We start from the raw sequence: 15,038 nt of genomic DNA on the forward strand, positions 1-15,038 counted from the left end.
GCCTCAGCCCGGCACGGGGCACCCAGGAAACCCGGGCACCCCCCGCCGGAGGCGATCAGTACTGCTCGGTCTCCACGAAACCCGCGTCCGCGTCGTCGTCGGCGCCGAAGGCGTCAGCGGCGGCGGTCGGGTCGAAGCCGGGAGGCGAGTCCTTCAGCGCGAGGCCCATACCGGCCAGCTTCGCCTTGACCTCGTCGATCGACTTCGCACCGAAGTTGCGGATGTCGAGCAGGTCCGCCTCGGAACGGGCCACGAGCTCACCCACGGAGTGGATGCCCTCGCGCTTGAGGCAGTTGTACGAACGGACCGTGAGCTCCAGCTCCTCGATCGGCAGAGCCAGATCGGCGGCGAGAGCGGCGTCCGTCGGGGACGGGCCCATGTCGATGCCCTCGGCGTCGATGTTGAGCTCGCGCGCCAGACCGAACAGCTCGACCAGGGTCTTACCGGCCGATGCCATGGCGTCACGGGGACGCATGGCCTGCTTGGTCTCGACGTCGACGATCAGCTTGTCGAAGTCGGTGCGCTGCTCGACACGGGTCGCCTCGACCTTGTACGTGACCTTGAGCACCGGCGAGTAGATGGAGTCGACCGGGATCCGGCCGATCTCCTGGCCGACCTGCTTGTTCTGGACGGCGGAGACGTAGCCGCGACCGCGCTCGACGGTCAGCTCCATCTCCAGCTTGCCCTTGCCGTTCAGCGTGGCGAGAACGAGGTCGGGGTTGTGCACCTCGACACCGGCCGGGGGCGCGATGTCGGCGGCGGTGACCAGACCCGGGCCCTGCTTGCGCAGGTACATCACGACCGGCTCGTCGTGCTCCGAGGAGACGACCAGTTGCTTGATGTTGAGGATGAGGTCGGTGACGTCCTCCTTGACGCCCGGCACGGTGGTGAACTCGTGCAGGACACCGTCGATCCGGATGCTGGTGACAGCGGCACCGGGGATCGAGGAGAGGAGGGTGCGGCGGAGGGAGTTGCCGAGGGTGTAGCCGAAGCCCGGCTCCAGCGGCTCGATCACGAACCGGGAGCGGAATTCGTCGACGACCTCTTCGGTCAGCGACGGACGCTGAGCGATAAGCATGCGGTGATCCTTCAGTCGTGGGCACCCACTATTTGATGCCCGACAGATGTAACAAGGGTACGGGCGGTACGCCCCGTAAGAGGTGTACCGCCCGGACCCGGCGCTACTGACGCACGGCCGTCACCGGCCGTAGCGGGTCAGACGCGACGACGCTTCGGCGGACGGCAGCCGTTGTGCGGCGTCGGGGTGACGTCCTGGATCGAACCGACCTCGAGGCCGGTGGCCTGGAGGGAGCGGATCGCGGTCTCACGGCCGGAGCCGGGACCCTTGACGAAGACGTCGACCTTGCGCATGCCGTGCTCCTGCGCGCGGCGGGCGGCCGACTCGGCGGCCATCTGCGCGGCGAAGGGGGTGGACTTGCGCGAGCCCTTGAAGCCGACGTGGCCGGCGGAGGCCCAGGAGATCACGTTGCCCGAGGGGTCCGTGATCGAGACGATGGTGTTGTTGAACGTGCTCTTGATGTGCGCGTGGCCGTGAGCGACGTTCTTCTTTTCCTTGCGACGCACCTTCTTGGCTGCGCCCTGACGACCCTTGGGGGGCATGTCTTGACTCCAGATGGAGAGGGGAGGTGATCGGTCCTACAGCGAAGACCGCTGGTTGCTGCGGGTTCCGGGAGACCGGAGGTCCGCAGTGCGTCCGCTGAGGACTACTTCTTGCCCGGCTTCTTCTTACCGGCGATGGCGCGACGCGGGCCCTTGCGGGTACGCGCGTTCGTGCTGGTGCGCTGACCGTGGACGGGCAGGCCACGACGGTGGCGGATGCCCTGGTAGCAGCCGATCTCGACCTTGCGGCGGATGTTCGCCTGGACCTCACGGCGGAGGTCACCCTCGGTGCGGAGGTTGGCGTCCACGTGCTCGCGGATCTTGACGAGGTCTTCCTCGGCCAGGTCACGAACGCGGGTGTTCGGGTTCACGCCGGTGGCGGCGAGGATCTCCTTGGACCGGGTGCGCCCGATACCGAAGACGTAGGTGAGGGCGACCTCCACGCGCTTTTCGCGCGGGATGTCAACACCTGAAACGCGTGCCATTCAATGGCTCCAGTTGTTAGATCGGGGGTCTTCCGCAGTACCACTCCCGACCGCCGACCGCTCCCGAGGAGCAGTGGTACGTCCGGGTCCCCGGCCCCCGCCGGAGGTGTCGTCAGCCGTGGCTTGGACGGGTACTGCGTATGTACGTATTACGTGCGTCGCGCGAAGAACTGCGAGATGCAGGCGGTCGTGCGTCAGCCCTGGCGCTGCTTGTGGCGCAGGTTGTCGCAGATGACCATGACCCGACCGTGACGGCGGATCACCTTGCACTTGTCGCAGATCTTCTTGACGCTCGGCTTGACCTTCATGGGATGTCAGGTTCTCCGGGTCAGTGCCATCACCCGCCGAAACGGGGTGGGGGCAAAATCTACTTGTAGCGGTAGACGATCCGGCCACGCGTGAGGTCGTACGGAGAGAGCTCCACCACAACCCGGTCATCGGGGAGGATACGGATGTAGTGCATCCGCATCTTGCCGCTGATGTGCGCCAGGACCTTGTGACCGTTCTGGAGCTCCACCTTGAACATTGCGTTCGGGAGGGACTCGATCACGGTGCCCTCAATCTCGATGGCACCTTGCTTCTTGGCCACGCTTCGCCTTTCGAATCGGCTACCTTGATCGGCTCCCGCGATCCCGTGCCCGCCATGCGATTGCATGTGGACACACGGATGCACCAGAGCCGACGAGTCAGTCTACGTCAGCGGACTCCAAAAGACGAATCCGTCAAGTTTGCCCAGCCGGGGTGATCCTTAGACCTGCCGGAGGGGTCACATCACCCGAGAGGGTCGGGCGCGGCCTCGATCCCGGCCCCTCCCCCACGCAGCCCTCGCGGGCTCGGCGCCGGGGCGCCTCACCTGCGTCGGGCCGCTGCGCCGGACTCCGTCCGCCGGATCAGGTCATCCCAGCGGGTCCGGCGCCGCCTCGATCCCGTACTCCGCGAGCTTCGCCTTCCCGCAGTCCGGTGAGGTCAGGACCAGCGGGCCCTGCTCGGTCAGGGCGATGGAGTGCTCCCAGTGCGAGGACCAGGTGCCGTCCGTCGTGATGACCGTCCAGTCGTCGGCGAGGGTCTCCGTCCGCGCCGTGCCGAGCGAGACCATGGGCTCGATCGCCAGGCAGACGCCCGGGACCAGCTTGATGCCCTTGCCGCGCTTGCGGGAGACGTAGTTCAGCAGATGCGGGTCCATGTGCATCTCGGTGCCGATGCCGTGGCCGCCGAAGTCCTCGATGATCCCGTACTTCCCGGTCGCCGGGCGGGGCTGGCGGCGGATGTACGTCTCGATGGCCCGGGAGATGTCGACGAGGCGGTTGTTCACCTTCATCGCGGCGATCCCGGCCCACATGGACTCCTCGGTGACCCGGGAGAGCTCGACCAGCTCCGGAGCGTGACCGGATCCCACGAAGGCGGTATAGGCCGCGTCACCGTGCCAGCCGTCCACGATCGCGCCGGCGTCGATCGAGATGATGTCGCCGTCCTTCAGGACCGTCTTCTCGTCCGGGATGCCGTGGACGACGACCTCGTTGACCGAGGTGCAGATGGTCGCGGGGAACCCGCCGTACCCGAGGAAGTTCGACTTCGCGCCGTGGTCGGCGATCACCTTGCGGGCGACCTGGTCCAGGTCGTGCGTGGTGGCCCCGGGCACGGCCGCCTCACGGGTGGCGGCGTGAATGGCAGCGACCACCAGGCCCGCCTCGCGCATCTTCGCGATCTGCTCGGGGGTCTTGATCTGCACCATTGCTCGGCGCCTCTCTGCATCGACGGTGACGGGTACGGCTCGGCGTGTTCAACGATACGGGGGCAAGCAGTCGGCCGCGGCGCCCAGAGGCGCCGCGGCCGGCTTGCACAGCGGGTGGTGCGGGGTGTCGCTCAGCCCTCGTCGGAGGGCTTCAGCGCGTCCATGGCGCGGGCGGTCACGTCCGCGACCTCGCCGAGCGCGGAGATGGTCACCACCAGGCCCTGGGCCCGGTAGTAGTCGATGATCGGCTCGGTCTGCGTGTGGTAGACCTCCAGCCGGGTACGGACCGTCTCCTCGCTGTCGTCGTGGCGCTGGTACAGCTCGCCGCCGCAGACGTCGCAGACGCCCTCGGTCTTCGGCGGGCTGTACGACAGGTGGAAGACGTGCGCGCTGTCCTTGCGGCAGACGCGGCGGCCCGCGATCCGCTTCACGACCTCGTCCTCGGGGACCTCCAGGTCGAGGACCGCGTCGAGCTTCACGCCCTCGTCCTTGAGCATCACGTCAAGGGCTTCGGCCTGGCCCACGTTCCGCGGGAAGCCGTCCAGCAGGAAGCCGTTCACGGCGTCCGACTGGGACATGCGGTCCTTGGCCATCCCGATGGTGACTTCGTCCGGCACCAGCTGGCCCGCGTCGATGTAGGCGCGAGCCTGCTTGCCAAGGTCGGTGCCCTGGCTCATGTTGGCGCGGAAGAGGTCACCCGTGGAGATGTGCGGAATCGACAGGTTCTCGGCAAGGTACGCAGCCTGCGTTCCCTTGCCGGCACCCGGAGGCCCGACGAGGACGATTCGCATCAGCGGAGGAACCCTTCGTAATTGCGCTGCTGGAGCTGACTCTCGATCTGCTTCACGGTTTCCAGACCAACACCCACGATGATGAGGATGCTCGTCCCGCCGAACGGGAAGTTCGCGTTCGCACCGCCGAAGCCCGCCAACGCCATCGTCGGCACAAGAGCGATCAGGGCCAGGTACAGCGAGCCTGGCCAAGTGATCCGGTTGAGCACGTAGCTCAGGTATTCGGCAGTAGGACGACCTGCCCGGATACCCGGGATGAAGCCACCATACTTCTTCATGTTGTCGGCGACCTCGTCGGGGTTGAACGAGATGGCCACATAGAAGAAGGCGAAGAAGACGATCAGCAGGAAGTACGCCACCATGTAGTACGGGGCGTTCTGCTGCACGAAGTTGTCCGTGATCCAGGTCGCCCAGCCCGCGTTGGAGCCGGAGAACTGGACGATCAGCGCCGGGATGTAGAGCAGCGACGACGCGAAGATGACCGGAATCACACCCGCCTGGTTCACCTTGAGCGGGATGTACGTGGACGTACCGCCGTAGGAGCGGCGTCCGATCATGCGCTTCGCGTACTGCACCGGGATGCGGCGCTGGGCCTGCTCGACGAAGACGACGAGGCCGACCATCACGAAGCCGATGAGGATGACGGTGCCGAACTCGATCCAGCCGTCGGCCAGCTTGCCGCTCTCCTTGATGGCCCACAGGGCGCCGGGGAACGTGGCGGCGATCGAGATGAACATCAGGATCGACATGCCGTTGCCGATGCCGCGGTCGGTGATCAGCTCACCGAGCCACATGACGGCGGCCGTACCGGCGGTCATCGTGATGACCATGATGATCGTGGTGAAGACCGACTTGTCCGCGACGATCTGGTCGCCCACGGAGCAGTTCTGGAAGAGCGCGCCGCTACGGGCGGTGGCGACGAGGCCGGTGCCCTGGAGGACGGCCAGCGCGACCGTCAGATAACGCGTGTACTGCGTGATCTTCGCCGTGCCGGACTGCCCCTCCTTCTTCAGGGCTTCCAGGCGCGGGATCACGACGGTCAGCAGCTGGAGAATGATGCTGGCCGTGATGTACGGCATGATGCCGAGCGCGAAGATGGTGATCTGCAGCAGGGCGCCACCGCTGAACATCTGCATCAGACCGAGGAGACCACCCGAGTCGGCCTGGTCGATGCACTGCTGCACCTTCGTGTAGTCGACACCGGGGGCAGGGATGTGCGCCCCGAGCCGGTAGATCACGATGATGCCGAGCGTGAAGAGCAGCTTCTTGCGCAGGTCGGGCGTCTTGAACGCTCGGGCGAACGCGGTGAACACGGTGCCTCCTGCGACCCCCGCGCTGTGCGTCAGAGGCGACGGGTCTGGATGGGACTGGACGGGATCGGATACAAGGCAGCCCTACATCGTAAGGAGGCCACAAAAGATGAACGGCGCTACCCTACCCGGCCCGGGACTGAGCAGGAAACACGCACCGCACACCGGTGCACGGCCCGCTCCCCGGCCCGCGCCGCGGAAGACCGGCCAAGCCACACCATTTGGGACGTGAACGCCCCTCCGCTCCCCCACCGCCGGTGCGGTGGACACTCGTTCAACCTTTCCCGAGCCTTTACGGTTCCCGTACATCGCACCGAAATGGTCCCGGGCACGAAAAAAAGCCCGGCCGGCCACCTCCGAAGAGGCAGCCGGCCGGGCTCAGTTCTGTCCCGCGGCTCAGACGAGCTCGGTGACCGTACCGCCGGCGGCGGTGATCTTCTCCTTGGCGGAGCCGGAGACGGCGTCAACCGAAACCTGCAGTGCCACGGAGATCTCGCCCTGTCCGAGGACCTTGACGAGGTGGTTGTTGCGCACGGCACCCTTGGCGACCAGGTCGGCCACCGTGACCTCTCCACCCTCGGGGTAGAGCGTCGCGAGCTTGTCCAGGTTCACGACCTGGTACTCCGTGCGGAACGGGTTCTTGAAGCCCTTGAGCTTCGGGAGACGCATGTGGAGGGGCATCTGGCCACCCTCGAAGCGCTCCGGAACCTGGTAACGGGCCTTCGTGCCCTTGGTACCACGGCCTGCGGTCTTACCCTTGGACGCCTCACCACGACCCACACGGGTCTTGGCGGTCTTGGCGCCCGGGGCAGGCCGGAGGTTGTGGGCCTTCAGCGGGCTGTTCTCCGCCATGTCAGTCAACCTCCTCAACCGTCACGAGGTGGCGGACGGTCTGCACCATGCCGCGGAACTCGGGGCGGTCCTCCTTGACAACCGAGTCGTTCAGGCGCTTGAGCCCGAGCGAACGCAGGGTGTCGCGGTGGTTCTGCTTGCTGCCGATGTACGACTTCGTCTGCGTGATCTTGAGGCGAGCCATTACGCACCCGCTCCCGCACGCGCACGAAGCAGAGCCGCGGGGGCGACGTCCTCGAGGGGCAGACCGCGGCGGGCCGCGATCTCCTCGGGACGCTGCAGGCCCTTCAGGGCCTCCACGGTCGCGTGCACAATGTTGATCGCGTTGGACGAGCCAAGCGACTTCGACAGGATGTCGTGAACGCCGGCGCACTCGAGCACGGCACGCACCGGGCCACCGGCGATAACACCGGTACCGGGGGAAGCCGGCTTGAGCAGGACGACGCCCGCTGCCTTCTCGCCCGTGATCGGGTGAGGGATGGTGCCCTGGATGCGGGGGACCTTGAAGAAGTTCTTCTTGGCCTCTTCGACACCCTTGGCGATGGCCGCGGGAACTTCCTTGGCCTTGCCGTATCCGACACCGACCGTGCCGTCACCGTCGCCCACCACGACCAGCGCGGTAAAGCTGAAGCGACGACCACCCTTCACAACCTTGGCGACGCGGTTGATCGCGACGACGCGCTCGACGTACGCGGTCTTCTCGGCGGCTGCGCCACCGTCACGGCCCTTCCGGTCCCGCCGCTCGCCGCCACCGGCACCGCTGCCGCGGCGCTGGGGTCCAGCCATGGGAATTACCTCTCTCTGTTACGTCCGCTGTGCGTAGGAACCGGGGCTTAGAACTTCAGCCCGGCTTCACGGGCGGCGTCAGCCAGAGCGGCAATCCGCCCGGCGTACTGGTTACCACCGCGGTCAAACACGACGGCCTCGACGCCTGCAGCCTTGGCACGCTCGGCGACCAGGGCGCCGACCTGCTTGGCCTGGGCGCTCTTGTCGCCCTCGCCACCACGGATCGAGGTGTCCAGGGTCGACGCCGAGGCGAGCGTGTGGCCCGCGATGTCGTCGATGACCTGGGCCACGATGTGGCGGTTGGAACGCGTCACGACCAGACGGGGCCGCTCCGGCGAACCCGACAGGTGCTTGCGGACGCGGATGTGGCGCCGCTTGCGAGCAGCGCGCTTGTACGCGTCGCCCTTGGCGATCTTCACACCGTATGCCATGGCTACTTACCAGCCTTTCCGACCTTGCGGCGGATGACCTCGCCCGCGTACTTGACGCCCTTGGCCTTGTACGGGTCGGGCTTCCGCAGCTTGCGGATGTTGGCGGCCACCTCGCCGACCTTCTGCTTGTCGATGCCCTCGACGCTGAGCTTCGTGGGCGACTCGACCTTGAAGGTGATGCCTTCCGGCGCCTCGATGAGGATCGGGTGGCTGTAGCCCAGGGCGAACTCCAGGTTGGAGCCCTTCGCCTGGACGCGGTAACCGACACCGCTGATCTCGAGCGCCTTGGAGTAACCCGCGGTCACGCCGGTGATCATGTTCGCCACCAGCGTGCGGGACAGGCCGTGGAGGGCCTTGTTCTGACGCTCGTCGTTCGGGCGGGTGACGTTCAGAACGCCGTCCTCACCCTTGGAGACCTCGATCGGCGCGGCGACGGTGTGCGTGAGGGAACCCTTGGGGCCCTTCACCGCGACCGTACGGCCATCGATGGTGACGTCCACACCGGCGGGAACCTGGATGGGGAGCTTGCCGATTCGCGACATGAGCTTTCCTTCCTTTCCCGACTACCAGACGTAGGCGAGGACTTCCCCACCTACGCCCTTCTTGCCTGCCTGCTGGCCGGTCAGGAGACCGTGGGACGTGGAGATGATCGCCACGCCCAGGCCGCCGAGGACCTTCGGCAGGTTGGTGGACTTTGCGTAAACACGCAGACCCGGCTTCGAGATGCGCTTGATGCCGGCGATCGAACGCTCGCGGTTCGGGCCGAACTTCAGCTCCAGGACGAGGTTCTTGCCGACCTCGGCGTCCTCGACCTTCCAGCCGGTGATGAAGCCCTCCTGCTGGAGGATCTCCGCGATGTGCGACTTGATCTTGCTGTGCGGCATCACGACGGAGTCGTGGTACGCCGAGTTCGCGTTACGCAGACGCGTGAGCATGTCTGCGATGGGATCAGTCATGGTCATGAATTGGCCTTCGGCCTCTCTCGCCGGGGTTTCCTGTATGCACCATCCCTCTCCCCACTCACTGGCGGGACGGGTGCGGCGCGGGGACCTACGGCGTAGTAAGTCGGTCTTGGGCGGCAGGCGCCCAACCCTTCAAGCCTACGGCATGAAAGGCGGGGCTCCTGCCGACCAGATGCTTACCGAGAGTCTCCGGGAACTTCCAACGCCCAGGGGGCGAAGGAGAGTTACCAGGAGCTCTTGGTCACGCCCGGCAGCTCGCCACGGTGAGCCATCTCACGAAGGCACACGCGGCACAGGCCGAACTTGCGGTAGACGGAGTGGGGCCGGCCGCAGCGCTGGCAGCGGGTGTACCCGCGGACGCCGAACTTCGGCTTACGGGCGGCCTTAGCGATCAGAGCCTTCTTCGCCACGGTCAGTTCTCCTTGAACGGGAAGCCGAGGTGACGAAGCAGGGCACGACCCTCGTCGTCGTTGGTCGCCGTGGTGACCACGGTGATGTCCATGCCCCGGACCCGGTCGATCTTGTCCTGGTCGATCTCGTGGAACATGACCTGCTCCGTGAGACCGAAGGTGTAGTTGCCACGGCCGTCGAACTGCTTCGGCGACAGGCCACGGAAGTCACGGATACGCGGAAGCGCGAGCGACAGCGTACGGTCCAGGAACTCCCACATCCGGTCACCGCGGAGGGTGACGTGGCAGCCGATCGGCTGGCCCTCGCGCAGCTTGAACTGCGCGATGGACTTGCGGGCCTTCGTGACGGCCGGCTTCTGGCCGGTGATCGTGGTGAGGTCGCGGACGGCCCCGTCGATCAGCTTGGAGTCGCGGGCGGCGTCGCCCACACCCATGTTGACCACGATCTTGACCAGACCGGGAACCTGCATGACGTTCTCGTACGAGAACTCCTCACGCAGCTTGCCGGCGATTTCCTCGCGGTAGCGCGTCTTGAGACGCGGCGCAGTGGTGGCAGTCATCAGATGTCCTCACCGGTCCGCTTGGCAACGCGGATCTTGTTGCCCTCGTCGTCAAAGCGGTAGCCGACGCGGGTGACAACCTTGTTGCCGTCCTTCTCCACAACAAGCTGAACGTTGCTGACGTGGATCGGGGCCTCGGTGGTCACAATGCCACCCGTCTGCGAACCGCGAGCCGTCTGACCGGCCTTGGTGTGCTTCTTGACCCGGTTGACACCCTCGACGAGGACGCGGTCCTGAGCGGGGTAGGCCACGATGACCTTGCCCTGCTTGCCCTTGTCCTTACCGGTGATGACCTGGACCAGGTCGCCCTTCTTGATCTTCATGCTTACAGCACCTCCGGCGCGAGCGAGATGATCTTCATGAACTTCTTCTCGCGCAGCTCCCGGCCCACGGGGCCGAAGATGCGGGTGCCGCGGGGGTCGCCGTCGTTCTTCAGAATGACGGCGGCGTTCTCGTCGAAGCGGATGTACGAGCCATCCTGACGACGACGCTCCTTGACGGTGCGAACGATGACGGCCTTGACGACGTCACCCTTCTTCACGTTGCCACCGGGGATCGCGTCCTTGACGGTGGCGACGATGACGTCACCGATACCCGCGTAGCGGCGACCCGAGCCACCGAGAACACGAATGGTGAGAATTTCCTTCGCACCCGTGTTGTCGGCGACGCGCAGTCGCGACTCCTGCTGGATCACGTCTATCTCCTGATCGTCTGCCGGTTCCCGGCGGGGAGCCGCGTAAGTGACTCACGCGGCTCCCTCACCGAGCCTGGCGGAACTGACCTGAGGGAAACCCCTCAGGAATTACTTGGCCTTCTCGAGGATCTCGACGATGCGCCAGCGCTTCGAGGCGGACAGCGGACGCGTCTCCATGATGAGGACGCGGTCGCCGACGCCGGCGGAGTTCTGCTCGTCGTGGGCCTTGAGCTTGTTCGTACGGCGGATGACCTTGCCGTACAGCGCGTGCTTGACGCGGTCCTCGACAGCGACGACGACGGTCTTGTCCATCTTGTCGCTGACGACCAGACCCTCACGGGTCTTGCGGAAACCGCGCTCGGTGTTCGTCTCAGTCACAGTCTTCTCGCTCATCAGGCGCTCTCCACCGTCTCGATGCCCAGCTCGCGCTCACGCATCAGGGTGTAGATCCGGGCGATGTCCTTACGGACGGACTTGAGCCGGCCGTGGTTCTCGAGCTGGCCCGTCGCCGCCTGGAAGCGGAGGTTGAACAGCTCTTCCTTGGCTTCGCGGAGCTTGTTGAGGAGCTCCTCGTCGCCCAGCTCGCGCAGCTCGGACGCCTTGGTACCGGCCGACATCACGACTCACCTGCCTCGCGCCGAACGATCCGGCACTTCATCGGAAGCTTGTGAGCAGCGCGGGTGAGCGCCTCACGAGCAATCTTCTCGTTCGGGTAGGACAGCTCGAACATCACCCGACCGGGCTTGACGTTCGCGATCCACCACTCGGGAGAACCCTTACCGGAACCCATGCGGGTCTCGGCCGGCTTCTTCGTCAGGGGACGGTCCGGGTAGATGTTGATCCAGACCTTGCCGCCACGCTTGATGTGACGGGTCATCGCGATACGAGCGGACTCGATCTGACGGTTCGTCACGTACGCCGGGGTCAGCGCCTGGATGCCGTACTCGCCGAACGCAACCTGCGTGCCACCCTTGGACATACCGCTGCGCTTCGGGTGGTGCTGCTTGCGGTGCTTGACCCTACGGGGGATCAGCATTTCGGTCAGGCCTCCGTTCCGGTGCTCTCAGCAGCCGGAGCAGCGGCGGCGTCGGCCTTGGGGGCCTCGGCTGCCGGCGACTGCTGCGGCTTACGGCCGCGACCGCCACGCTCGCCACCACGGCCACCGCGGCCGGCCGGGCGGTCAGCGCCGCCACGAGCCGGACGGTTACCGGCGCGGGCCGCGGCGTTCTCGGCGCGAACCTCGGCGATGTTCTTGACGTCGCCCTTGTAGATCCAGACCTTCACGCCGATGCGGCCGAAGGTCGTCTTGGCCTCGAAGAAGCCGTAGTCGACGTTCGCGCGGAGCGTGTGCAGGGGCACACGGCCCTCGCGGTAGAACTCCGAGCGGGACATCTCGGCGCCGCCGAGGCGACCGCCGCACTGGATCTTGATGCCCTTGGCGCCGGCCTTCATCGAGGACTGCATGCTCTTGCGCATGGCCCGACGGAAGGAGACGCGGGAGGAGAGCTGCTCGGCGACGGCCTGGGCCACCAGCTGAGCGTCCACCTCGGGGTTCTTGACCTCGAGGATGTTCAGCTGGACCTGCTTGCCGGTCAGCTTCTCCAGCTCGCCGCGGATGCGATCGGCCTCGGCGCCACGGCGACCGATGACGATGCCCGGGCGGGCGGTGTGGATGTCAACGCGGACGCGGTCGCGGGTGCGCTCGATCTCGACCTTCGAGATGCCGGCCCGCTCCATGCCCTTCGTCATCATGCGACGAATGGCGACGTCTTCCTTGACGTAGTCCTTGTACAGCTTGTCGGCGTACCAGCGGGACTTGAAGTCCGTGGTGATGCCGAGCCGGAACCCGTGCGGGTTTACCTTCTGGCCCATTACCGGGTTCCTTCCTTGCTGCTGACGACCACGGTGATGTGGCTGGTCCGCTTACGGATCCGGTAGGCACGGCCCTGAGCACGCGGACGGAACCGCTTCAGGGTCGGGCCCTCGTCCACGTACGCCTCGCTGATGACCAGCGAAGAGGCGTCGGTGTGGTCGTAGTTGTGTGCAGCGTTGGCGATGGCGCTGTCCAGCACCTTGCCAACCGGCACGCTCGCGGCCTGCGGGGCGAAACGCAGGACCGCCTGAGCCTCCGTGGCATCCATGCCACGGATGAGGTCCACCACGCGGCGGGCCTTCATGGGCGTGACGCGGATGTACCGCGCCTGGGCCCTGGCTTCCATGGTTGTCCCTTCGGTGTAAGTCATAGTCGTTTCCACCCCGCGCTTAGCGGCGCTTCGACTTCCGGTCGTCCTTGACGTGGCCGCGGAAGGTGCGAGTCGGCGAGAACTCGCCGAGCTTGTGGCCGACCATCGACTCGGTGACGAACACCGGGACGTGGATCTTGCCGTTGTGCACCGCGATGGTGTGACCCAGCATGGCCGGGACGATCATCGAGCGACGGGACCAGGTCTTGATGACGTTCTTGGTGCCTGCCTCGTTCTGTACGTCCACCTTCTTGATGAGGTGTCCGTCGACGAAGGGCCCCTTCTTGAGACTGCGCGGCATCTAAACCCGCTCCTAGCGCTTCTTGTTCGTCTTGCGGCGGCGGACGATGTACTTGTTGCTCGCCTTCTTGGGAGCACGAGTACGACCCTCCTTCTGACCCCACGGCGAGACCGGGTGACGACCACCGGAGGTCTTGCCTTCACCACCACCGTGCGGGTGGTCAACCGGGTTCATCGCGACACCGCGGACGGTCGGGCGAACGCCCTTCCAGCGCATGCGGCCGGCCTTGCCCCAGTTGATGTTCGACTGCTCGGCGTTGCCGACCTCACCGATCGTCGCGCGGCAGCGCGCGTCGACCAGGCGGATCTCACCCGACGGCATACGAAGGTGGGCCATGGTGCCCTCCTTCGCCAGCAGCTGCACGGAGGCACCCGCGGAACGGGCGAACTTCGCGCCGCCGCCGGGCCGCAGCTCGATGGCGTGGATGGTCGTACCGACCGGGATGTTGCGCAGCGCCAGGTTGTTACCGGGCTTGATGTCGGCGGTCGGACCGTTCTCGACACGGTCACCCTGCGACAGGCCACGGGGAGCGACGATGTAACGCTTCTCGCCGTCCGCGTAGTGCAGCAGCGCGATGCGCGCGGTGCGGTTCGGGTCGTACTCGATGTGCGCGACCTTGGCCGGCACGCCGTCCTTGTCGTGACGACGGAAGTCGATCACGCGGTAGGCGCGCTTGTGGCCACCACCCTGGTGGCGAACGGTCACACGACCGGCGTTGTTACGGCCGCCCTTGCTGTGCAGGGGGCGGACCAGCGACTTCTCCGGCGTGGACCGCGTGATCTCGACAAAGTCGGCGACGCTGGAGCCACGACGGCCCGGGGTCGTCGGCTTGTACTTGCGGATACCCATTTCTCAGTCCTCGTCCGATTCCGGACGACTCGACCTCACTAGGAGGTCGGGCCGCCGAAGATGTCGATACGGTCGCCCTCGGCGAGGGTCACGATGGCGCGCTTCGTGTCGGCGCGCTTGCCGAAACCGGTGCGGGTGCGCTTGCGCTTGCCCTGCCGGTTGATCGTGTTGACCCCGGTGACCTTGACCGAGAAGACCGCCTCGACGGCCTGCTTGATCTGGGTCTTGTTGGAGCCGGGCGCGACGATGAACGTGTACTTGTTCTCGTCGAGCAGCGCGTAGCTCTTCTCGGAGACCACGGGCTTGACGAGAACGTCACGCGGGTCCGAGTACGTCTTGCTGGTAACGGTCGCCTCGCTCATCAGGCGTCGCTCCCTTCGGTCTCAGCGGTCTGGGGGCCAGACACGAAGGACTCGAAAGCGGCCTGGGTGAAGACCACGTCGTCAGAGACGATCACGTCGTACGTGTTGAGCTGGCCCGGCTCCAGGATGTGCACCTGGGGCAGGTTGCGCGCGGACAGCCACGAGGCCTCGTCGGCACGGTCGACGACCAGGAGCAGGTTCTGGCGCTCCGAGATCTTGCCGAGCAGCGACTTGGCGGCCTTCGTGGAGGCGGCACCCTCGACCACGCCGGTGACGACGTGGATACGGGAGTGACGGGCCCGGTCCGAGAGGGCACCGCGCAGGGCGGCGGCCTTCATCTTCTTCGGGGTCCGCTGCGAGTAGTCACGCGGCTGCGGGCCGTGGACGACGCCACCGCCGGCGAACTGCGGGGCGCGGGTCGAACCCTGACGGGCGCGGCCGGTGCCCTTCTGGCGGTAAGGCTTCTTACCACCACCGCGGACTTCACCGCGGCGCTTGGTCTTGTGCGTGCCCTGACGGGCAGCCGCCAGCTGAGCGACAACGACCTGGTGGATCAGCGGAACGCTGGTCTTCGCGTCGAAGATCTCCGCGGGGAGCTCGACGGTACCGGCCTTGTCGCCTGCCGGCGAAAGGATGTCAATGGTGCTCAT

The 15,038-nt window shown here is 66.2% G+C and carries 27 protein-coding genes; all 27 read right to left on the reverse strand.

Annotated features, from left to right (window positions below):
* Positions 1–55: 55 nt before the first annotated feature.
* Positions 56–1,078: a DNA-directed RNA polymerase subunit alpha gene (locus tag IE140_RS04030; RefSeq protein ID WP_003966937.1), complete on the reverse strand. Its 1,023-nt coding sequence runs from the start codon at positions 1,076–1,078 to the stop codon at positions 56–58.
* Positions 1,079–1,215: 137 nt separating this feature from the next.
* On the reverse strand, positions 1,216–1,620 hold the full coding sequence (gene rpsK, locus IE140_RS04035; protein ID WP_003956432.1) for a 30S ribosomal protein S11: 405 nt from the start codon (positions 1,618–1,620) through the stop codon (positions 1,216–1,218).
* Between the two features lie 104 nt (positions 1,621–1,724).
* The gene (rpsM, locus tag IE140_RS04040) at positions 1,725–2,105 is read right to left on the reverse strand and encodes a 30S ribosomal protein S13 (RefSeq protein WP_006126897.1); all 381 of its coding nucleotides are present in this window, start codon (positions 2,103–2,105) and stop codon (positions 1,725–1,727) included.
* 194 nt (positions 2,106–2,299) lie between these two features.
* Positions 2,300–2,413 carry a 50S ribosomal protein L36 gene (gene rpmJ / locus IE140_RS04045; protein ID WP_003956441.1) on the reverse strand — a complete coding sequence of 38 codons (114 nt, stop codon included), beginning with the start codon at positions 2,411–2,413 and terminating at the stop codon, positions 2,300–2,302.
* 59 nt (positions 2,414–2,472) lie between these two features.
* Positions 2,473–2,694, reverse strand: a complete 222-nt coding sequence (infA, locus tag IE140_RS04050) for a translation initiation factor IF-1 (protein WP_003956442.1) — start codon at positions 2,692–2,694, stop codon at positions 2,473–2,475.
* A gap of 306 nt (positions 2,695–3,000) precedes the next feature.
* Positions 3,001–3,837 (reverse strand): type I methionyl aminopeptidase, encoded by an 837-nt coding sequence (map, locus tag IE140_RS04055; RefSeq protein ID WP_150193360.1) that lies wholly within the window; start codon positions 3,835–3,837, stop codon positions 3,001–3,003.
* Between the two features lie 131 nt (positions 3,838–3,968).
* The gene (locus tag IE140_RS04060) at positions 3,969–4,628 is read right to left on the reverse strand and encodes an adenylate kinase (RefSeq protein ID WP_032779331.1); all 660 of its coding nucleotides are present in this window, start codon (positions 4,626–4,628) and stop codon (positions 3,969–3,971) included.
* Positions 4,628–5,941, reverse strand: coding sequence for a preprotein translocase subunit SecY (gene secY, locus IE140_RS04065; RefSeq protein ID WP_032779332.1), 1,314 nt, complete (start codon positions 5,939–5,941; stop codon positions 4,628–4,630). The genes IE140_RS04060 and secY overlap by 1 nt, the downstream gene beginning before the upstream one ends.
* Before the next feature lie 393 nt (positions 5,942–6,334).
* Positions 6,335–6,790, reverse strand: coding sequence for a 50S ribosomal protein L15 (gene rplO / locus IE140_RS04070; protein ID WP_003966942.1), 456 nt, complete (start codon positions 6,788–6,790; stop codon positions 6,335–6,337).
* A gap of 1 nt (position 6,791) precedes the next feature.
* Entirely contained in the window at positions 6,792–6,974 is a 183-nt protein-coding gene (gene rpmD, locus IE140_RS04075; protein ID WP_006126892.1) for a 50S ribosomal protein L30, read from the reverse strand.
* A complete protein-coding gene (gene rpsE, locus IE140_RS04080; protein WP_006126891.1) occupies positions 6,974–7,576 on the reverse strand; it encodes a 30S ribosomal protein S5 in 603 nt (200 codons plus the stop codon). The genes rpmD and rpsE overlap by 1 nt, the downstream gene beginning before the upstream one ends.
* Positions 7,577–7,623: 47 nt before the next feature.
* Positions 7,624–8,007, reverse strand: coding sequence for a 50S ribosomal protein L18 (rplR, locus tag IE140_RS04085; RefSeq protein ID WP_018490822.1), 384 nt, complete (start codon positions 8,005–8,007; stop codon positions 7,624–7,626).
* Between the two features lie 2 nt (positions 8,008–8,009).
* Positions 8,010–8,549, reverse strand: coding sequence for a 50S ribosomal protein L6 (rplF, locus tag IE140_RS04090; RefSeq protein ID WP_003966946.1), 540 nt, complete (start codon positions 8,547–8,549; stop codon positions 8,010–8,012).
* Between the two features lie 21 nt (positions 8,550–8,570).
* Positions 8,571–8,969, reverse strand: coding sequence for a 30S ribosomal protein S8 (gene rpsH, locus IE140_RS04095; RefSeq protein WP_003966947.1), 399 nt, complete (start codon positions 8,967–8,969; stop codon positions 8,571–8,573).
* Positions 8,970–9,193: 224 nt separating this feature from the next.
* Positions 9,194–9,379, reverse strand: a complete 186-nt coding sequence (locus IE140_RS04100) for a type Z 30S ribosomal protein S14 (protein WP_003948630.1) — start codon at positions 9,377–9,379, stop codon at positions 9,194–9,196.
* Between the two features lie 2 nt (positions 9,380–9,381).
* Positions 9,382–9,939, reverse strand: a complete 558-nt coding sequence (rplE, locus tag IE140_RS04105; protein ID WP_006126888.1) for a 50S ribosomal protein L5 — start codon at positions 9,937–9,939, stop codon at positions 9,382–9,384.
* Complete coding sequence (gene rplX / locus IE140_RS04110) at positions 9,939–10,262, reverse strand: 50S ribosomal protein L24 (RefSeq protein ID WP_003966949.1); 324 nt, start codon at positions 10,260–10,262, stop codon at positions 9,939–9,941. The genes rplE and rplX overlap by 1 nt, the downstream gene beginning before the upstream one ends.
* Before the next feature lie 2 nt (positions 10,263–10,264).
* Positions 10,265–10,633 (reverse strand): 50S ribosomal protein L14, encoded by a 369-nt coding sequence (gene rplN, locus IE140_RS04115; protein ID WP_003966950.1) that lies wholly within the window; start codon positions 10,631–10,633, stop codon positions 10,265–10,267.
* Positions 10,634–10,741: 108 nt separating this feature from the next.
* Positions 10,742–11,026: a 30S ribosomal protein S17 gene (gene rpsQ, locus IE140_RS04120; RefSeq protein ID WP_018490820.1), complete on the reverse strand. Its 285-nt coding sequence runs from the start codon at positions 11,024–11,026 to the stop codon at positions 10,742–10,744.
* Positions 11,026–11,250, reverse strand: a complete 225-nt coding sequence (rpmC, locus tag IE140_RS04125; RefSeq protein WP_003966952.1) for a 50S ribosomal protein L29 — start codon at positions 11,248–11,250, stop codon at positions 11,026–11,028. The genes rpsQ and rpmC overlap by 1 nt, the downstream gene beginning before the upstream one ends.
* The gene (rplP, locus tag IE140_RS04130; RefSeq protein WP_003966953.1) at positions 11,250–11,669 is read right to left on the reverse strand and encodes a 50S ribosomal protein L16; all 420 of its coding nucleotides are present in this window, start codon (positions 11,667–11,669) and stop codon (positions 11,250–11,252) included. The genes rpmC and rplP overlap by 1 nt, the downstream gene beginning before the upstream one ends.
* A 5-nt stretch (positions 11,670–11,674) precedes the next feature.
* Positions 11,675–12,505 (reverse strand): 30S ribosomal protein S3, encoded by an 831-nt coding sequence (gene rpsC, locus IE140_RS04135; protein ID WP_003966954.1) that lies wholly within the window; start codon positions 12,503–12,505, stop codon positions 11,675–11,677.
* Complete coding sequence (rplV, locus tag IE140_RS04140) at positions 12,505–12,852, reverse strand: 50S ribosomal protein L22 (protein WP_004571827.1); 348 nt, start codon at positions 12,850–12,852, stop codon at positions 12,505–12,507. The genes rpsC and rplV overlap by 1 nt, the downstream gene beginning before the upstream one ends.
* A gap of 43 nt (positions 12,853–12,895) precedes the next feature.
* On the reverse strand, positions 12,896–13,177 hold the full coding sequence (gene rpsS, locus IE140_RS04145) for a 30S ribosomal protein S19 (protein WP_003966956.1): 282 nt from the start codon (positions 13,175–13,177) through the stop codon (positions 12,896–12,898).
* 12 nt (positions 13,178–13,189) lie between these two features.
* Entirely contained in the window at positions 13,190–14,026 is an 837-nt protein-coding gene (gene rplB, locus IE140_RS04150; protein ID WP_006126887.1) for a 50S ribosomal protein L2, read from the reverse strand.
* A 38-nt stretch (positions 14,027–14,064) separates the two neighbouring features.
* On the reverse strand, positions 14,065–14,388 hold the full coding sequence (gene rplW, locus IE140_RS04155; RefSeq protein ID WP_003966958.1) for a 50S ribosomal protein L23: 324 nt from the start codon (positions 14,386–14,388) through the stop codon (positions 14,065–14,067).
* A complete protein-coding gene (rplD, locus tag IE140_RS04160; RefSeq protein WP_032763954.1) occupies positions 14,388–15,038 on the reverse strand; it encodes a 50S ribosomal protein L4 in 651 nt (216 codons plus the stop codon). The genes rplW and rplD overlap by 1 nt, the downstream gene beginning before the upstream one ends.

Origin of the sequence: Streptomyces parvus (genome assembly GCF_014648875.1) — a bacterium.
In the GTDB taxonomy this organism is placed as follows: Bacteria; Actinomycetota; Actinomycetes; order Streptomycetales; family Streptomycetaceae; genus Streptomyces; species Streptomyces parvus.